Below are 16,377 nucleotides of genomic sequence, written 5' to 3'. Positions count from 1 at the left end.
GGATTTAAAAAAAAGAATTCCCTTGATTTCGCATTATTCCAAAGATTTTTTATTCAACCCTTATTCATGCTTCCTCAAATTCTTGATTTTAAATCCCTTATTCCGTTACTTCTTCAACACTGTGAATTCGATCTTCGAGGAATTATACACTTTGTGTGTTTGTTTTTGAAAATCACTTTCCTCCGCTTTAAAAATATTATCGACGAAGGTTTGCGGATTCACATCGATATACGGGAACCAGGTGCTTTGTACCTGAACCTGAATCTTATGGCCTTTCTTGAAGGTATGGAAAACATCCTGTAGCTTGATGTTCACATCGGTTACCTCGTCGGGGACAAATGCTTCTGGTTTTTCAAAGCTGTTTCTGAACCTTCCACGCATAACTTCACTGCGGACCATCATATGATAATTGCTCATTTTAAGGTGATCCTGGGTTTCCGGAAAATCTTCTGAATCAGCCGGCCATACATCGATAACCTTCACAATCCAATCGGCATCCGTTCCGGTGGTCGAAACCTTCAATTTTGCAAGAATATCGCCAGCCAGCGTAACATCATCTTCCAACACCTCTGTCTCAAACATCAGTACATCCGGTCTTCTGGCAGCGAATCGCTGATCATCGGTCATATATTTTCTGGGGGTAAAAACCACTTTGATATCCTCAGAATAAGGTACCGGCTTCTTAGGGTCGCTCACAAATTCTCTGTATCCGTATTCCATAGTCATAACTTTCCCAAGATTCTCATGAAGTCCCATGCCATAGATCTCTTTTTCTGTATTTGTAGGCGGCCACTGTTCAAAGGTCTTCCATTCATTCAGTCCGGTATCATAAACGTAGGCTTCCGGCAGTCCGGAGTTATCATCACCGGATCCTTTCAAAAAGTGATTAAAGAATTTTGTCTCAATATTCTCCTGAAAGAATTGGGAAATATTGTCTCCAAAATAGACATTACCAATTGCCTGACGCTCTCTCAAACGCGCCCAGTCACCATGACTCCAGGGCCCCATCACAATAGTGTTATAGTTCTTGCTTCGGGCTTCTATATTCTTATAGGTTTCCAATGGACCATACAGGTCCTCCGCATCGAACCAACCTCCAACGATCATCGTAGCAGGCTTTATATCTTCCAAATGCTGAATGATACCGCGCTTCTGCCAGAAATCATCGTAGTTGGGATGATCTTTCAGTTGCTCCCAGAAAACGTTATCCTCTTTGTAAAAAGTATCCAGTTTGGTTAAAGGTTCATGTTCGATAAAGAACTGATACTGATCCTGTGTTCCTATGTCGGGAAACTCATACCAGCCAGAGGTTACCGGCTGTTCCTTTTCATATCCGAACAATGCAGTCGCGATCCAGTAGCTCAGAAGATACGCTCCGTTATGATGAAAATCATCGAAGAAGAAATCTCCGATACATGCCTGGGGCGAAACTGCCTTAAGGGCCGGATGGGCATCCAGAAGTGAATAGGTGGAATAAAATCCAGGATAGGAAATTCCCCAGATCCCAACTTTACCATTGTTATTCTTCACATTCTTTACAAGCCAGTCGATAGAATCATAGGTATCTGAAGCCTCATCGATCTGTTTTCTTTTCTTATTGGGAATATAAGCCCGCATGTTATCATATACCCCTTCACTATTCCATCGGCCTCTCACATCCTGATAGACTACAATGATTCCCTCTTTCATCATGGTTGTATTCGGACCAATCGTAGCACGAAACTGATCTTCGCCATATGGCTGACAGCTGTATGGTGTACGCTGCATCAGAATAGGATATTCTTTACTGGTATCTTTCGGACTATAGATAGTGGTATGTAAAAGAATACCATCACGCATTTTTATCTTTACTTCTTTTTTAGTGTAGTGATCACTTACGACATATTCCTCCTGCGCAATGAGGAATCCTGTACTTAAAAACAGTAGAAAAAATAGAATTTTCTTCACAGGTATTAATTTTAATAAAGGTTAGTATATATAATTATAAAATACGGTATTTGATCCGCATCAATTTTCGGGTTGTTTCCGTTACTTTAAACCGGTCATCCGCACGTTTACCGATGACCCAGATCACTTCTCCATTCGCATTCGTTAAAATCCATTGCGCCTCTTTATCGGCTAAGGAGAATTTTTCATCCTTTAAGAATTTGCTCAACTTCTTTTTACCCTTTAATCCGAAGGGATAAAAATAATCGCCTTCCCTCCATTTGCGTAAACGTAATGGAAAATTCAATCTGGCGGCATCAACAACGATAGCATTTCTGTTTGTGGAACTTAACTCTGGAACTTCTTCAAATGAAAGATGCAGGGGAAATTCGATCTCCTTTATTCCTGACTCAATAAAATAATCATCAGAAAATTTTCTGGATTCAACATGATCCAGGGGTTCCAGTATGAGATCATCTCTGTCTTTAAAAATCCGATGCGTTGCAGAATACAATATTTTTCCGGTCTGCGCTTCCGGTAAGTGCTCCAGATCATTCCATTCGGTAAAACCAAATTCAGAAAACAGTTCAAAAAAATAAGCTCCGCGGGGTTCCAGTGTTTTTAAAGCGGCTAATTCAATCCGAAAACCATCCCCTTCCGAAACAAATAAAGACCTTTTAATCGTATCGATATGATTATCGATGATCGCAGCTGAGCCCTGTAAATTTTTAAAAGTTGCATTGACATTACTCATGAAAGCAGGATTCAACTTACGCAGCTCCGGAATGATATTATGTCTGATACGATTCCTGAGATACTTTGTATCACTGTTCGTACGGTCTTCCCTCCAAACTATTCCTTCCTCCTTTGCAAAATTCAGTAAGGCTTCTCTGGAGAAAGGAAGCAGCGGTCTGAGGATCCGGTCGTTTTGTTCGGGAATTCCGGATAATCCATCCAATCCCGTTTTTCGGGATAGGTTGATAAGAAAGGTCTCAAGATTATCATCGGCGTGATGTGCGGTAATCAGGAAATCCAAAGATTTTGAATCCAACAAATCATAAAACCACGCATATCGCAATTCTCGTGCAGCCATCTGAACGGAGACCTTGTGATCTTCCACATAGCCGGATGTATCGAATTCCTTTATATATACATCGATGTTATTCCGTGCTGCCAGTTCCTTTACGAAAATTGCATCTTCATCACTTTCTTTTCCTCGCAATTTGAAATTACAATGCGCCACGGAAAAATCAAGGGAAAGAGCCTTACAAAGATGAAAAAGTACGATACTGTCGATCCCTCCGCTCACTGCAAGCAGAATCTTAGACTTTTTCAGGAAGGGAAAGCGAGAAGCTATATGTTGTTCAAATTGCCTGATCACCCTGTAAATGTAAGGATAGTTGTGAATTCATCCAGACTAAAATATCTTCGTTTACCATTGACCTGCAGGAATCATTTAAAATTTCATGGCGCCCTCCTTCATAAAGTTTCAGCGTAATCCGCTCATTTTGTTTAGACAACGCCTTGCTCGCCCAATGGCTGGTAACATGATCATCGGTTCCATGACCGATATACGCCGGAATTTTAATCAGATCGGCATGCTGCAAAATCCATTCCCCGGACAACATAAAAGGAAAAGCATAATTCGGACAAATTCGGGTATGGCACAACGGATCTTCCTTTAATTTCCTGACCTCGGAACTAAGAGAAGTCAATGCTTCCGGCTCGATTCCATTAGACAAGGTTATTTCAGGAGCTATTTTCCACAACAGTTTACCGAAAATCATTTTCCATGCCGGTACCTTTATACTTGTTCTTAAGAAAGGTCCTGAACAAAGTATTCCTTTCAGGTCATGTTTTCTTTTCATCACATAACTAAGTGCGATATTCCCCCCCAGGCTATGCCCGAAAATAAACATGGGAATATCTGAAAACCATTCCTTTCCTTTTAGAATCACTTCATCCACCAGATCGAGGACCTCATCGTAACCCGGACAGCATCCGCGTTTACCTTCACTATGACCATGGCCAAAAAGGTCGAATCCGATCACTGCAATATTACGATGCGTCAGTTCCGGAACAATGGATGAACTATACCGGCCACTGTGTTCACCAAGACCATGGATCAGGATCATACAGGCCTCCGGTTCCGAAGGTTTCCAAAGCTGACCAAAAATACTTTTTTCGTGACACTCTAATTCAAATCCCTGATATTCCATAGATAAAAGATTTAAGGCAGGTTCAATTCAGGAGTTTAAATATACTTAATTCCCTTAAAGTGACCACTAAAAACCTATAGATAGGAACGGGTCAATTTCCCAGGACCTCACGTAAAGCCTTCGCCTTTATCAGGCATTCCTCGTACTCCTTTTCGGGATCAGATTTGGCAGTGATGGCCCCTCCCACGGAAAACGAGAGATACTGATTATCGGCATTATAAAGAATACTTCGAATGATGACATTGAAGTCGAAGTCACCCTCTGGATTAAAATACCCTACGGCTCCGCTATACAATCCTCTTCTTGTTTCCTCCAGTTCTTCGATGATCTTCATCGCGGAAATCTTTGGTGCTCCGGTCATTGACCCCATCGGAAAAGTCGCTTTTACGAGATCAACCGGATCCACTCCGGGTTTAAGTTCTGCCCTTACGGTCGAGATAAGCTGATGTACCTGTTCAAAGGTATAGACCTTGCACAGTTCAGATACCTGTACACTTCCTTTCACAGCCAGTCTGGAAAGATCGTTTCGTACGAGATCCACTATCATGACATTCTCAGAACGTTCTTTGGGATCGGTCTCCAGTGCTTTAATAAGCCTGAGATCTTCTTCAGGATCTCGGGCTCTGCGCGCAGTACCCTTAATCGGTTGTGAAATAACCGCTGTCCCCTGTTTACGGAGATAGCGTTCCGGCGAAGCGGAAATCAGATACTTCCCTTCCAGCTTTAAATAGGTCGCAAAGGGTGGACGTGATATCGCATTCAGGTTCTCAAAGATATGAACGGGATCTATAACGACCTCTTCCGCATAGAATTCCTGACAAAAATTTGCTTCATAAATATCACCACGATGAATATGCGTGAGCATTTCTTTTACTTTCGTATGATACTCATCTTTATGTATACGGAGCTTTATTTTGATCTGCTGTTCTGATGAAGGAGTGCCTGATTCTGGGAAAGCGATCTCCGAAATCTCTCGGAAATCACTTTCGATCTCATCATCCACCATGGGTAAATAGTCAAAATATAATCGCCCTTGCTTCAGGTAAATGATTTTTTTTGGTTGAAAAAAGTACAGATCAGGAAACTCAAGATGATCGGGATTGGAAGAGGTAAGCGCTTCCACATCGTTTTTCAGGTCATAGGTAAGGTATCCAAAGATCCAGTCTGCGGTGATACTTCGGTATTCCCTAAGATCTTCAAATGCATTATGGTAATCGGTTTTCAATGCGGTAAGCGCATCAAAAGCCACGATCAGATCAAAACTACTATGCTCCTGTTGGTAATTATTACTGTCTAAAAAGATGATCTCTTCATTCGGTGCACACCAGTGCAGCAGTGCTTTTTTTACCGAATCGGCATCATTAATTTCATAACTTATTGAGGTTCTGTTCATTTAAGCCCAAGCCCTTTTTTAAATGTGTTACAAATTTAACAAAGAAATAGGTTCATAAATTAAAATTAATTTATAATATTGTACTTCCATTTAGGAAAAGAACAATTACGGATGTATCAGGAATTAATCAATATTATTAAAACGATCAGGGCTTTTTTCGCAACAGCCCCTGCTTACGTTATGATTCCAGTTCGCCGTCAAGAGCATTCTCCCCGCCGCCGCCCGTAAGGGTGTGCATATTTTATTGGAACCAGGTGTGTCCGGTTCCCCTTCAAAAGAGATTTTCACCATTTATTTTTAAAAAACAAATTGTCAATGCAAATACTTATTGCAAATGATTCGCATATTCCATATGCTCAGGAAATCTGTGATACCATTGAGGAATCAGCCAAACAGCGAGGAACTGGAATAGCAAAAAGAACACCGGAGTACATTGCCACAAAAATCACAAATGGCAATGCGGTTATAGCTCTGGATGGCAATCGTTTTGCCGGTTTCTGTTATATCGAAACCTGGGGTCACGGTAAATATGTGGCCAATTCAGGATTGATCGTACACCCTGATTTCAGGGGTTCGGGACTGGCAACCCAAATCAAAAAGAAGGTATTTGAACATAGCCGTTCAAAATTTCCGGATGCCAAGATCTTTGGTATCACTACAGGACTTGCTGTGATGAAGATCAATTACGATCTCGGCTACGAACCAGTTACCTTTTCTGAACTTACCGATGATCCCAGTTTCTGGGATGGTTGTAAAACCTGTAAGAACTTCGACATTCTCACCAGAACGGAAAGAAAGATGTGTTTGTGTACGGGAATGCTCTATGACCCTGCAGAAAAAGAAAAGAACAAAAAGGATCACAAACATCAATACGATAAAAAGGTCTTCAAAAGATTAAAAAGTATCAAAGAGAGTCTTTTTTTAAAAAAAGAAAAATAACAAATCATATATCAATTAAAACAGAACGATGAAAAAATTAGTTTTAGCTTACAGCGGTGGCCTTGACACTTCTTATTGTGCAAAATACCTGTCTGAGAACGGGTATGAGGTACATGCTGTAAGTGTAAATACAGGAGGATTTTCAGAGGAAGAAATTAAATCGATTCAGGAGAGAGCACTGCAATTAGGTGCATCGACCTATAAAAGTCTGGATGCGCTGGATAACTTTTATAACAAAGTAGTAAAGTATCTGATCTTTGGAAACATACTGAAGAACAATACCTATCCGCTTTCTGTTAGTGCTGAGCGTATCGTTCAGGCTATTGAAATCGTTAATTACGCAAAGAAGATCGGGGCTCAATTCATCGCACACGGGAGTACTGGAGCAGGAAATGATCAGGTTCGTTTTGATATGATTTTTCAAATACTGGCACCGGAGATCGAGATCATCACTCCTATCCGGGACCTCAAACTTTCCCGACAAGAGGAGATCGATTACCTGAACAGTAAAGGAATCAGTCTTTCGTGGGAGAAAGCACAATATTCGATTAATAAAGGACTTTGGGGAACCAGTGTGGGAGGAAGCGAGACCCTTACTTCTGACAAGCCGCTACCGGATAGTGCTTATCCGAGTCAATTAAAGACCGAAACACCAAAGACCCTGACCCTTACCTTTAAAAAGGGACAGATCGCAGCGATCGACGGTGTTGAAGACAATCCTGTTGCCCTCATCGAAAAACTGACCGCTATCGCTTCTCAATATGCGATCGGAAGAGATATTCATGTCGGAGATACGATCATCGGTATCAAAGGAAGAGTTGGATTTGAAGCTCCTGCCCCACTCATATTGATCAAAGCACATCATTTGCTGGAGAAACATGTATTGAGCAAGTGGCAGCAACAACATAAGGATTACTTGTCTAACTGGTATGGCATGTTACTACATGAAGGAAACTATCTCGATGAAGTAATGAGAAATATCGAAGCTTTCCTTGAAGATTCACAGAAATACGTAAGTGGCGATGTATACGTTACGCTGCATCCGTACCGATTCCAGGTAGACGGAATCTCCTCGAAACATGACCTGATGAATGCCAGTTTCGGTAGTTATGGGGAAATGAACAAAGGATGGACCTCTGAAGAGGCTAAAGGATTCATCAAATTAAGTGCTAATGCGGCGAAGATCGCTCAGGCCGTAAACCACGATAAGTAATGATCAGAGCAGGAATCATAGGAGGATCCGGATACACCGGGGGTGAACTCATCAGAATTTTGCTGAACCACCCCAAGGCTGAGATCGGATTCGTTTATAGTACCACAAGAGCAGGAAGCCCGATAAGCGCAACCCATGAAGATCTGTATGGTCAATGTGATCTTACTTTTACCGATACGATCGATCCTGAGATCGATGTATTGTTTCTCTGTCTCGGACATGGAAATTCCGGGAAGTTTCTGGCGGCACATAATTTCTCCGATAAGACAAAGATCATCGACCTGAGCAACGATTTCAGATTGAATGCAGATGCCGAATTCGGAGGAAGGAAATTCGTATACGGATTGCCCGAGTTACAAAAGGAGGCGATCATGGAAGCCGATGCAATCGCTAATCCGGGTTGTTTTGCCACTGCGATACAACTGGCTTTGTTACCGCTGGCCGCAGAGGGACTGATCGGGAGTGATATGCATGTCAATGCGACCACTGGTAGTACAGGAGCCGGAGTAGTTCCTTCAGCGACTTCCCATTTCAGTTGGCGTAATAATAACTTCTCCTGGTACAAACCCTTTACCCATCAACATTTGGGAGAGATCAATCAAAGTTTAAGTTCCCTTCAACAGGAACTTCCAAAGATGTATTTCCTTCCGCAAAGAGGTGATTTTACGAGAGGTATATTTGCAACAGCATATGTTAAAAATGTATTAAAACCCGAGGAAACTTGGAATTTGTACGAGAAATATTATGTTAGTCATCCGTTCGTTCACGTATCTGAAAAGGAAATTCATCTGAAGCAGGTGGTAAACACCAATAATTGCTTTATTCATTTGCATGTCCATGACGATGTGCTTTTAATCACCAGTATTATCGACAACCTTGTGAAGGGAGCCTCGGGACAGGCAGTGCAGAATATGAACTTACTTTTCGGTTTAGATGAAGTAACGGGTTTAAATTTAAAAGGAAGTTATTTCTAACAAAAAACAAACATTAAATGAAAGTTACAGTTATTGGATCAGGAAATCTGGGAAGTTCAATCATTAAAGGGTTAGCATCCAGCGATATGTTTGATCCAAAGGACATCATCGTAGCAGACAAATCAAAAGAAAACCTCAACAACATTCAACAGGAAGCCGGTGTGACGGTTACAGAGAATAATCTGGAAGCTATCGCACAATCCCGAATGATCATTCTTTCCGTTCAACCGAGAATATTACCGGTAGTGATGAATGAGATCAAAGACCACCTAAAAGAAGATCAGGTGGTGATCTCAACGATTACAGGAGTCTCGATCAGTGAGATCAATGAATACATTCCTTCGAATAAGGTGATTCGTGCTATGCCGAATACCGCTGCAGTGAAACAGGCATCCATGTCATTTATCTGTGCAAATGAACTCGAAGATGAAGATACCATATTCGTTGAAAAAATGTTCACTACGATCGGAAAAGCTATTCGAATCGAAGAACGACTCATGCAGGCAGCCACCGTTCTGGGTGCCAGCGGTACCGCATTCTTCCTTAGATTTTTACGAGCTATGACGCAGGGAGGTGTACAAATGGGTTTCCACCCTCATGAAGCGCAATCGATCGCAGCACAGGTAGCGATCGGAGCAGCCGCACTGATTGAAGACGGAACACACGCAGAGGTTGAGGTTGATAATGTGACGACTCCTCAAGGCTGTACAATTGAAGGTCTGAACGCCATGGAACACAACGGACTCACCTCTTCGGTGATCAAAGGTATTATGGCGGCATACCGAAGGATCTCTAATATTCAATAAAAGAAATGAAATTATTCGATGTATATCCCCTTTATGATATCACTCCCGTAAAAGGGAAGGATGTCAACGTGTATGACGAGAACGGTACTGAGTACCTTGATCTATATGGCGGGCATGCCGTGATCTCTATAGGCCATGCACACCCCGTTTACGTAAGTAAGCTGACCGACCAGCTGAATGCGATCGGGTTCTATTCCAACGCTGTCCAAAATCCATTACAGGTGGAGCTGGCAGAAAAACTGGGAAAACTATCAGGATGCGATGATTATGCATTGTTCCTGTGTAACTCAGGTGCGGAAGCCAATGAAAATGCGCTGAAACTAGCATCTTTTCATAATGGTAAGAAACGGGTGATCGCCTTTAATAAGGCTTTCCATGGCCGTACCTCAGCAGCAGTAGCTGCTACTGACAACCCGGGGATCAATGCTCCTATCAATGCGCAGCATGAAACTACATTCATCCCTTTCGATGACAGTGTCGCTTTAGAAGCGGAACTGGCTAAAGGAGATGTTTGTGCGGTGATCATCGAATGTATTCAGGGTGTTGGCGGTCTTGACATGCCTACTTCCGCATTCATAGCGGATATCCGAAGACTTTGTGACCAATACGAAACCGTATTTATCGCAGATGAGATTCAATCCGGTTATGGAAGAAGTGGTAAATTCTTTGCTTTCCAACATTTTGACATACAACCTGACATCATTTCAGTCGCAAAAGGAATGGGAAACGGTTTTCCTATTGGGGGAATTCTCATCCATCCAAAATTCCAGGCAAAACACGGAATGCTCGGGACAACTTTTGGGGGTAATCACCTCGCATGTGCTGCTGCGATTGCCGTGCTGGAGGTTTTAGATTCAGAGAATCTCATTGAAAATGTGAATGTTATATCTGAATACTTCATTGAAAAAGCCGGGGAAATCCCAGGTTTAAAACAAATTAAAGGCAAAGGACTCATGCTTGGTATGGAGTTTGAACAACCTGTAGCCGAAATACGAAAAAGGCTTATTTACGAGAAAAAAATATTTACGGGTGGCTCGTCGAATAAGAACCTTATAAGAATCTTACCACCCCTCACTTTGAAAAGGAGTCATGTAGATGAGTTTATCGACGCATTTACCGATCTCCTGGAGAAGACCAAGTAATGAATACGACACTAACGATTCAAGAGCGAAACAATGTATTGTTAACGATGGCTGAGCTAATCGCTGATGAAAAGCAGGCAATCCTTAACGCTAACCGGAAAGATCTCGACAGTTATCACGGAGATGATCTTGCCATGGAAGACCGCTTAAAGGTTGACGATGCCAAGATCGAAGGTATGATCGCTTCTCTTCACAAGCTAGCTTCGGATGAAGACCCGCTTGGAAAGGAACGCTTTCATTTTACCCATGATAACGGATTAGAGATCTTCAATAAGACCGCGCCTTTCGGAACCGTGATGATCATTTATGAGTCACGTCCCGATGTTACGGTTGAAGCAGCTGGTATCGCTTTTAAATCTGGAAACAAAATCTTACTAAAAGGTGGTAAGGAATCATTGAATTCGAACCTTACCATCACGGAACTCTGGCATAAAGCCATGAAAAAACATGGAGTGACTACTTCATGGATCGATTACCTCAAATTCGACCGTCAGCAAACTCAGGAATTTCTGGCCAACCCTACAGAACCGGTTGACCTTATCGTTCCCAGAGGTGGAGAACGCCTGATCGCATTTGTTAAAGAGAATGCGACCTGTCCGGTCATTGTAAGCGGAAGAGGTAATAACTTTGTTTACGTACATAAGGATGCTGATCTTGAATTAGCAAAAAAGGTTATCGTAAATGCTAAAACAGCCAAAATATCGGCTTGTAATGCGCTTGACAAAGTACTGATTGACCGCAATCTTCCAAATTATACGGAATTTGTTAACAGCCTGATCAAAGCGCTCAGCGAATATGATGTGGAGATCCTTACCGATACATCCCTGAAAGGAACGGAAGGCACCACTACCCTAACCGATGAAAATGTCTGGCATGAAGAGTTTCTCGATTATAAGATCGTGATCGGAACTACGGAAACCGTAGAAGAAACTATCGCCTTTATCAATAAATATTCTGGCGGACATTCCAGCTCAATCATCACCAGAGATAATAGCGTTGCCGAGCAATTTATGGCAAACGTGGATACCGCAGCGGTTTATCATAATGCATCCACAAGGTTTACAGACGGAGGTCAGTTTGGCCTCGGTGGAGAACTTGCGATCAGTACCGATAAATTGCATCAACGCGGCCCAATAGGTCTGCAACATTTGGTAACCAATAAATGGTACGTACACGGAAACGGGCAAATTCGGTGATCATAAAATATTGTATAACTAATTTAATCTAATTTTTTCCGAAGGCCCTATGCCTTCGATGTCCAAGGGAAAATTCAAAAAACAACAAAATGAGTAAGCCAGAAAAGAAGAAAAAAAGAATCCTGTTAAAAATAGGATCAAATACGCTTACAAAAGAATCCGACCAGTTATCAAGAGGTAAAATTGAAGATATCGGAAGACAGATCGCCGCTTTAAAAGACGATTATGAATTTGTTATCGTGAGTTCCGGTGCAAAAGTAGTTGCCAAGCAATTCGTCAACCTGGAAAGCGATTATAAGGATATCAACGTAAAACAGGCGCTGACCTCCATCGGACAGCCTCACCTGATCCGTATATTTCAGGAAAGTTTCAGAGAACTGGGACTTCTCGCCTCGCAGTGTTTACTCTCCTATTCAGATTTTGAAAAGGAAGTTTCCAGGGAAAATATCAGAAATACCATTGATATTCTGGTGGAGAACGAATATATCCCCATTATAAATGAAAATGATACCGTTGCAACCGATGAGATCCAATTCGGTGATAACGATAAGCTGGCGGCTTTAACCGCAGCTTTACTGGATGTTGATCTGCTCATCATTGCGACCAACACCAACGGTATCTATACAAAAGAATCCTTCCGTGAGGGTACGCCGGAAACCATCGAAGAAGTGGATGACTTCAGCTTACTTAAGAAAGAAGTGGTCGATGATGATAAATCGACACACGGAACGGGAGGTATGAGCTCCAAGGTTATGGCGCTTGAGATCGCTAACAACGCGAATATCGAGACCTGGATCGTGAACGGCCTGGAGGATAACTTTATTTTAAATACACTGAACAAGGATACCGCGTTCACCAAAATAGAATAGCATATTTGCAGTGTGTGCTCGGAGAAAGATCGATAAATGAGATCTTTCTCCAGCATTTCACGATCGACCAAAAATGGAAACAACCAAAAAGAAAAGGGTCGTATTGAAGGTAGGTTCAAACACCCTTACCCGTGAAACCAACTATATATCGCGTGGGAAGATCGAAGACATGGCAAGGCAAATCGCCAGTTTAAAAGACACCTATGAGTTCATTGTAGTTAGTTCAGGGGCTATTGCTGCGGCAAGGCAATTCGTTGACCTTGAAAGCAATGGTAAGGAAATTAAGGTAAAACAAGCTCTGGCAGCCATAGGGCAACTTCATCTGATGAGAATCTATCAGGAAAATTTCCGCGAGCTGGGTTTACTTGTTTCCCAATGTCTGCTCACCTACTCCGACTTCCGAAGTGAAGAATCCCGAAAGAACATCATCAATACGGTCAATACCTTACTGGAACATGACTATATCCCGGTTATCAACGAAAATGATACCGTAGCTACCGATGAAATAAAATTTGGAGATAATGATAAACTGGCAGCTTTAACCGCAGCTCTACTTCAGGCAGACCTGTTGATCATTGCGACCAACACCAATGGCCTTTATACCCGGGAGTCCATGCAACAAGGAATTCCAGAAACCATAGCAGAGGTCAATGATCTTCAAACCATACTACGAGAGATCGAGGATAAAAAATCGTCCCATGGAACGGGCGGAATGCGTTCAAAAATAGATGCGGTTGAAATCGCAGCCAATGCCGGTATAGAAACGTGGATCGTCAATGGTTTGAAAGACGAATTCTTACTGGATATTATCAGCGGAAAAGGCGGATATACCCGATTTCCGGCAGGCGTAAAATAACTTGAATCAAAAATTAAAATTGAAAAAGAATAATGAAACAATACAGAGATCTTAACGACATCCCTGATCTGGATCGATTGATCGAGCAGGCCATTTCACTGAAAAAAGACCCTTTTGCATTTAAAGAACTCGGCCGTAACAAAACCATAGGTATGTTGTTCTTCAATTCAAGTTTACGCACCCGTTTAAGTACTCAAAAGGCGGCTCAGAACCTTGGCATGGAAGTGATCGTTATGAATCTCAATTCAGATGGCTGGAAACTCGAATTTGAGGATGGAACCATCATGGATGGTGATACTGCAGAGCATATCAGGGAAGCCGCAGCGGTAATTTCACAGTATGTAGACATTATTGCCTTAAGAGCATTCCCTTCTCTAACCAATAAGGAAGAGGATCAGAAAGAAATGATCCTGAACAGTTTCAGTACCTACGCTTCTGTTCCTGTTGTAAATATGGAAAGTGCTACCGCACATCCATTGCAGGCACTGGCTGATGCGATCACCATTACAGAATTTAAGAACAAACCAAAACCCAAGGTCGTACTTAGCTGGGCTCCACACCCAAGGGCTTTACCCCATGCCGTCCCTAATTCTTTTGCCAAAATGATGCAATTACTGGACGTGGACTTTTTGATCACCAATCCGGAAGGTTATGATCTCGCTCCGGAAATTATCGGAAATACACCGGTTGTCAGAGATCAGAAGGCAGCTCTTGCCGATGCAGATTTCGTTTACGCAAAGAATTGGAGTAGTTTTACAGATTATGGAAAAATATTATTGAACGATCCGTCCTGGATGATCACACTCGATAAGATCAGGAGTGCTAAATTTATGCACTGCTTACCGGTACGTAGAAATGTTATCGTTGAAGATGCGGTTCTCAACAGTGATCAGTCGCTGGTCATTCAACAGGCGAATAACCGAACCTGGGCAGCACAATCTGTAATCAAATCAATCCTGGAAGAACAAAATGCGTAATTTTGGTTAAGAAAATGAAAGTGACTATCGTAAAGATCGGAGGTAATCTGATCGAAAATCAGGATACCCTGCAGCATTTTTTAGATGACTTCTCAGCGATCCAAGGACCTAAAGTACTCATTCACGGAGGCGGTAAACTTGCCACCAATTTAGCCGAAACCATGGGCATACCGGTACATATGGTAGACGGGAGAAGGATCACAGACGGCGAAACCCTCAAAGTGATCACCATGGTATATGGCGGGTTGGTAAATAAATCGATCGTAGCCGGATTACAGGCAAGGTCATGTAATGCTACAGGGGTATCCGGAGCTGACCTCAATCTGATTACTTCGGTAAAGAGACCGGTAAAAACCCATGATTTTGGTTTTGTCGGCGATGTAACTGCCGTTGATGAAAAGATGCTGACATTGCTTCTGGAGCATGAAATTACTCCGGTTTGCTGTGCAATCACCCATGACGGAAAAGGGCAACTTTTCAATACCAATGCCGATACTATTGCTACGGAAATAGCAGTTGCGCTAAGCAAACAAAATGAAACAGAACTTTATTACTGCTTTGAGAAAAAAGGAGTGCTAAAAAATATAAACGATGAAGATTCTGTGATTCGTACGATAGATACAGAATCTTATGAAGAGCTGAAAGCAGCAGGAATCATTGCCGACGGAATGCTTCCAAAACTACATAATTGTTTTGATGCCTTGAACAGAGGTGTCAACAAAGTCTATATTGGAAACATTGAAATGTTGAGAAGTAAAGAATCAATAAAAACCACGATTACCTTATAATGAATATTAGTGAACTTACCGAACAGGCGATTGAACTGTTGAAGAATCTTATCAGCACCCCTTCCTTTTCTTCAGAAGAGGACAAAACTGCTGCTCTTATAGAAAAATGGTTCGAACTTCACAACATCCCTTTCAAAAGAGAAAATAATAATGTATGGGCGTTTAATAAGCACTATACAACAGGGAAACCCTTACTGCTTTTAAATTCTCATCACGATACGGTTAAACCCAATACAGCCTACACGAAAGATCCCTTTGAACCACATATCGAGGACGGAAAATTATATGGACTTGGAAGCAATGATGCCGGAGGATGCCTGGTATCATTACTGGCAACGTTCACGTATTATTATGATCGGGAGGATCTGAAATATAACCTTGTCGTGGTGGCTTCTGCAGAAGAAGAAAGCAGTGGACCGCACGGACTCAACTCAGTTCTGAAACATCTTCCTGAAATCAGTGTGGCAATCGTCGGGGAACCGACGCTTATGAATCTTGCGATTGCTGAAAAAGGATTAGTGGTCTTTGATGCCACCGTAAACGGAACACCGAGTCACGCTGCACATCCGAATGATGATAATTCGATCTATAATACCATCAAGGTTCTCGAATGGTTCCGCGATTATCGTTTTGAAAAAATATCTGATGTTCTGGGACCTGTAAAACTTACGGTAACTCAAATCAATGCAGGCAGTCAGCATAACGTAGTACCTGCGGACACCAATCTGGTTGTCGATGTAAGGGTTAACGATAAGTATTCAAACGAAGAGATCAATGAAATACTCACGAAAGAAGCTCCATGTACCCTAAAAGCAAGATCGCTCAGATTAAACTCCTCTGCGATCTCTCCAGATCATGAGCTGGTAAAAGCAGGTATGAGTCTTGGCAGAACCACCTATGGATCTCCGACCCTTTCAGATCAGGCTGCCCTCAGTTGTCAGTCTCTGAAATTAGGCCCCGGTGATTCAACACGATCTCATTCAGCAAATGAATATATCTTTGTAGATGAAATCAAGGAAGGGATTAATCTTTATATCAGGATCCTTGAGAAAGTGATCATCAATAAATAATTTAAAGTA

Annotated in this window: 15 protein-coding genes; 11 read left to right on the top strand and 4 right to left on the bottom strand. The window is 42.0% G+C overall.

What is annotated here, in order from left to right; genetic code table 11:
* Positions 1–105 precede the first annotated feature (105 nt).
* The 4 genes from DMZ48_RS13625 to pabB all read right to left on the bottom strand — a co-directional run bounded on the left by DMZ48_RS13625 (position 106) and on the right by pabB (position 5,538).
* Complete coding sequence (locus DMZ48_RS13625) at positions 106–1,947, bottom strand: CocE/NonD family hydrolase (protein ID WP_242009207.1); 1,842 nt, start codon at positions 1,945–1,947, stop codon at positions 106–108.
* 34 nt (positions 1,948–1,981) lie between these two features.
* Positions 1,982–3,307, bottom strand: a complete 1,326-nt coding sequence (gene tilS / locus DMZ48_RS13620; RefSeq protein WP_143955706.1) for a tRNA lysidine(34) synthetase TilS — start codon at positions 3,305–3,307, stop codon at positions 1,982–1,984.
* Positions 3,291–4,145: an alpha/beta hydrolase gene (locus DMZ48_RS13615; protein ID WP_143955705.1), complete on the bottom strand. Its 855-nt coding sequence runs from the start codon at positions 4,143–4,145 to the stop codon at positions 3,291–3,293. Before DMZ48_RS13615 ends, tilS begins: the two co-directional genes overlap by 17 nt.
* Before the next feature lie 91 nt (positions 4,146–4,236).
* The gene (pabB, locus tag DMZ48_RS13610; protein ID WP_143955704.1) at positions 4,237–5,538 is read right to left on the bottom strand and encodes an aminodeoxychorismate synthase component I; all 1,302 of its coding nucleotides are present in this window, start codon (positions 5,536–5,538) and stop codon (positions 4,237–4,239) included.
* 315 nt (positions 5,539–5,853) lie between these two features.
* Between pabB and DMZ48_RS13605 the strand changes: the two genes are divergently transcribed.
* The 11 genes from DMZ48_RS13605 to DMZ48_RS13555 all read left to right on the top strand — a co-directional run bounded on the left by DMZ48_RS13605 (position 5,854) and on the right by DMZ48_RS13555 (position 16,368).
* Positions 5,854–6,477, top strand: a complete 624-nt coding sequence (locus DMZ48_RS13605) for a GNAT family N-acetyltransferase (protein WP_143955703.1) — start codon at positions 5,854–5,856, stop codon at positions 6,475–6,477.
* Between the two features lie 28 nt (positions 6,478–6,505).
* Positions 6,506–7,690, top strand: a complete 1,185-nt coding sequence (gene argG, locus DMZ48_RS13600) for an argininosuccinate synthase (protein ID WP_143955702.1) — start codon at positions 6,506–6,508, stop codon at positions 7,688–7,690.
* Positions 7,690–8,664, top strand: coding sequence for an N-acetyl-gamma-glutamyl-phosphate reductase (argC, locus tag DMZ48_RS13595; RefSeq protein WP_143955701.1), 975 nt, complete (start codon positions 7,690–7,692; stop codon positions 8,662–8,664). Before argG ends, argC begins: the two co-directional genes overlap by 1 nt.
* A 17-nt stretch (positions 8,665–8,681) precedes the next feature.
* Positions 8,682–9,470 carry a pyrroline-5-carboxylate reductase gene (gene proC, locus DMZ48_RS13590; RefSeq protein ID WP_143955700.1) on the top strand — a complete coding sequence of 263 codons (789 nt, stop codon included), beginning with the start codon at positions 8,682–8,684 and terminating at the stop codon, positions 9,468–9,470.
* Positions 9,471–9,475: 5 nt separating this feature from the next.
* Complete coding sequence (locus DMZ48_RS13585; protein WP_143955699.1) at positions 9,476–10,612, top strand: aspartate aminotransferase family protein; 1,137 nt, start codon at positions 9,476–9,478, stop codon at positions 10,610–10,612.
* Positions 10,612–11,808, top strand: a complete 1,197-nt coding sequence (locus DMZ48_RS13580) for a glutamate-5-semialdehyde dehydrogenase (protein ID WP_143955698.1) — start codon at positions 10,612–10,614, stop codon at positions 11,806–11,808. Before DMZ48_RS13585 ends, DMZ48_RS13580 begins: the two co-directional genes overlap by 1 nt.
* An 89-nt stretch (positions 11,809–11,897) precedes the next feature.
* Positions 11,898–12,677 carry a glutamate 5-kinase gene (proB, locus tag DMZ48_RS13575; RefSeq protein ID WP_143955697.1) on the top strand — a complete coding sequence of 260 codons (780 nt, stop codon included), beginning with the start codon at positions 11,898–11,900 and terminating at the stop codon, positions 12,675–12,677.
* Positions 12,678–12,750: 73 nt separating this feature from the next.
* A complete protein-coding gene (gene proB / locus DMZ48_RS13570; protein ID WP_143955696.1) occupies positions 12,751–13,533 on the top strand; it encodes a glutamate 5-kinase in 783 nt (260 codons plus the stop codon).
* A 32-nt stretch (positions 13,534–13,565) separates the two neighbouring features.
* Positions 13,566–14,510, top strand: coding sequence for a Rossmann-fold NAD(P)-binding domain-containing protein (locus DMZ48_RS13565; RefSeq protein ID WP_143955695.1), 945 nt, complete (start codon positions 13,566–13,568; stop codon positions 14,508–14,510).
* A gap of 14 nt (positions 14,511–14,524) precedes the next feature.
* The gene (gene argB / locus DMZ48_RS13560) at positions 14,525–15,298 is read left to right on the top strand and encodes an acetylglutamate kinase (RefSeq protein ID WP_143955694.1); all 774 of its coding nucleotides are present in this window, start codon (positions 14,525–14,527) and stop codon (positions 15,296–15,298) included.
* Positions 15,298–16,368, top strand: a complete 1,071-nt coding sequence (locus DMZ48_RS13555) for a M20 family metallo-hydrolase (RefSeq protein ID WP_143955693.1) — start codon at positions 15,298–15,300, stop codon at positions 16,366–16,368. Before argB ends, DMZ48_RS13555 begins: the two co-directional genes overlap by 1 nt.
* The last annotated feature ends 9 nt before the right edge of the window (positions 16,369–16,377 follow it).

This window comes from Robertkochia solimangrovi (genome assembly GCF_007279655.1).
GTDB classification, from domain to species: Bacteria; Bacteroidota; Bacteroidia; order Flavobacteriales; family Flavobacteriaceae; genus Robertkochia; species Robertkochia solimangrovi.
The sequence above is the reverse complement of the archived record's forward strand: the minus strand, read 5'-3'. Positions and strand labels throughout refer to the sequence as shown.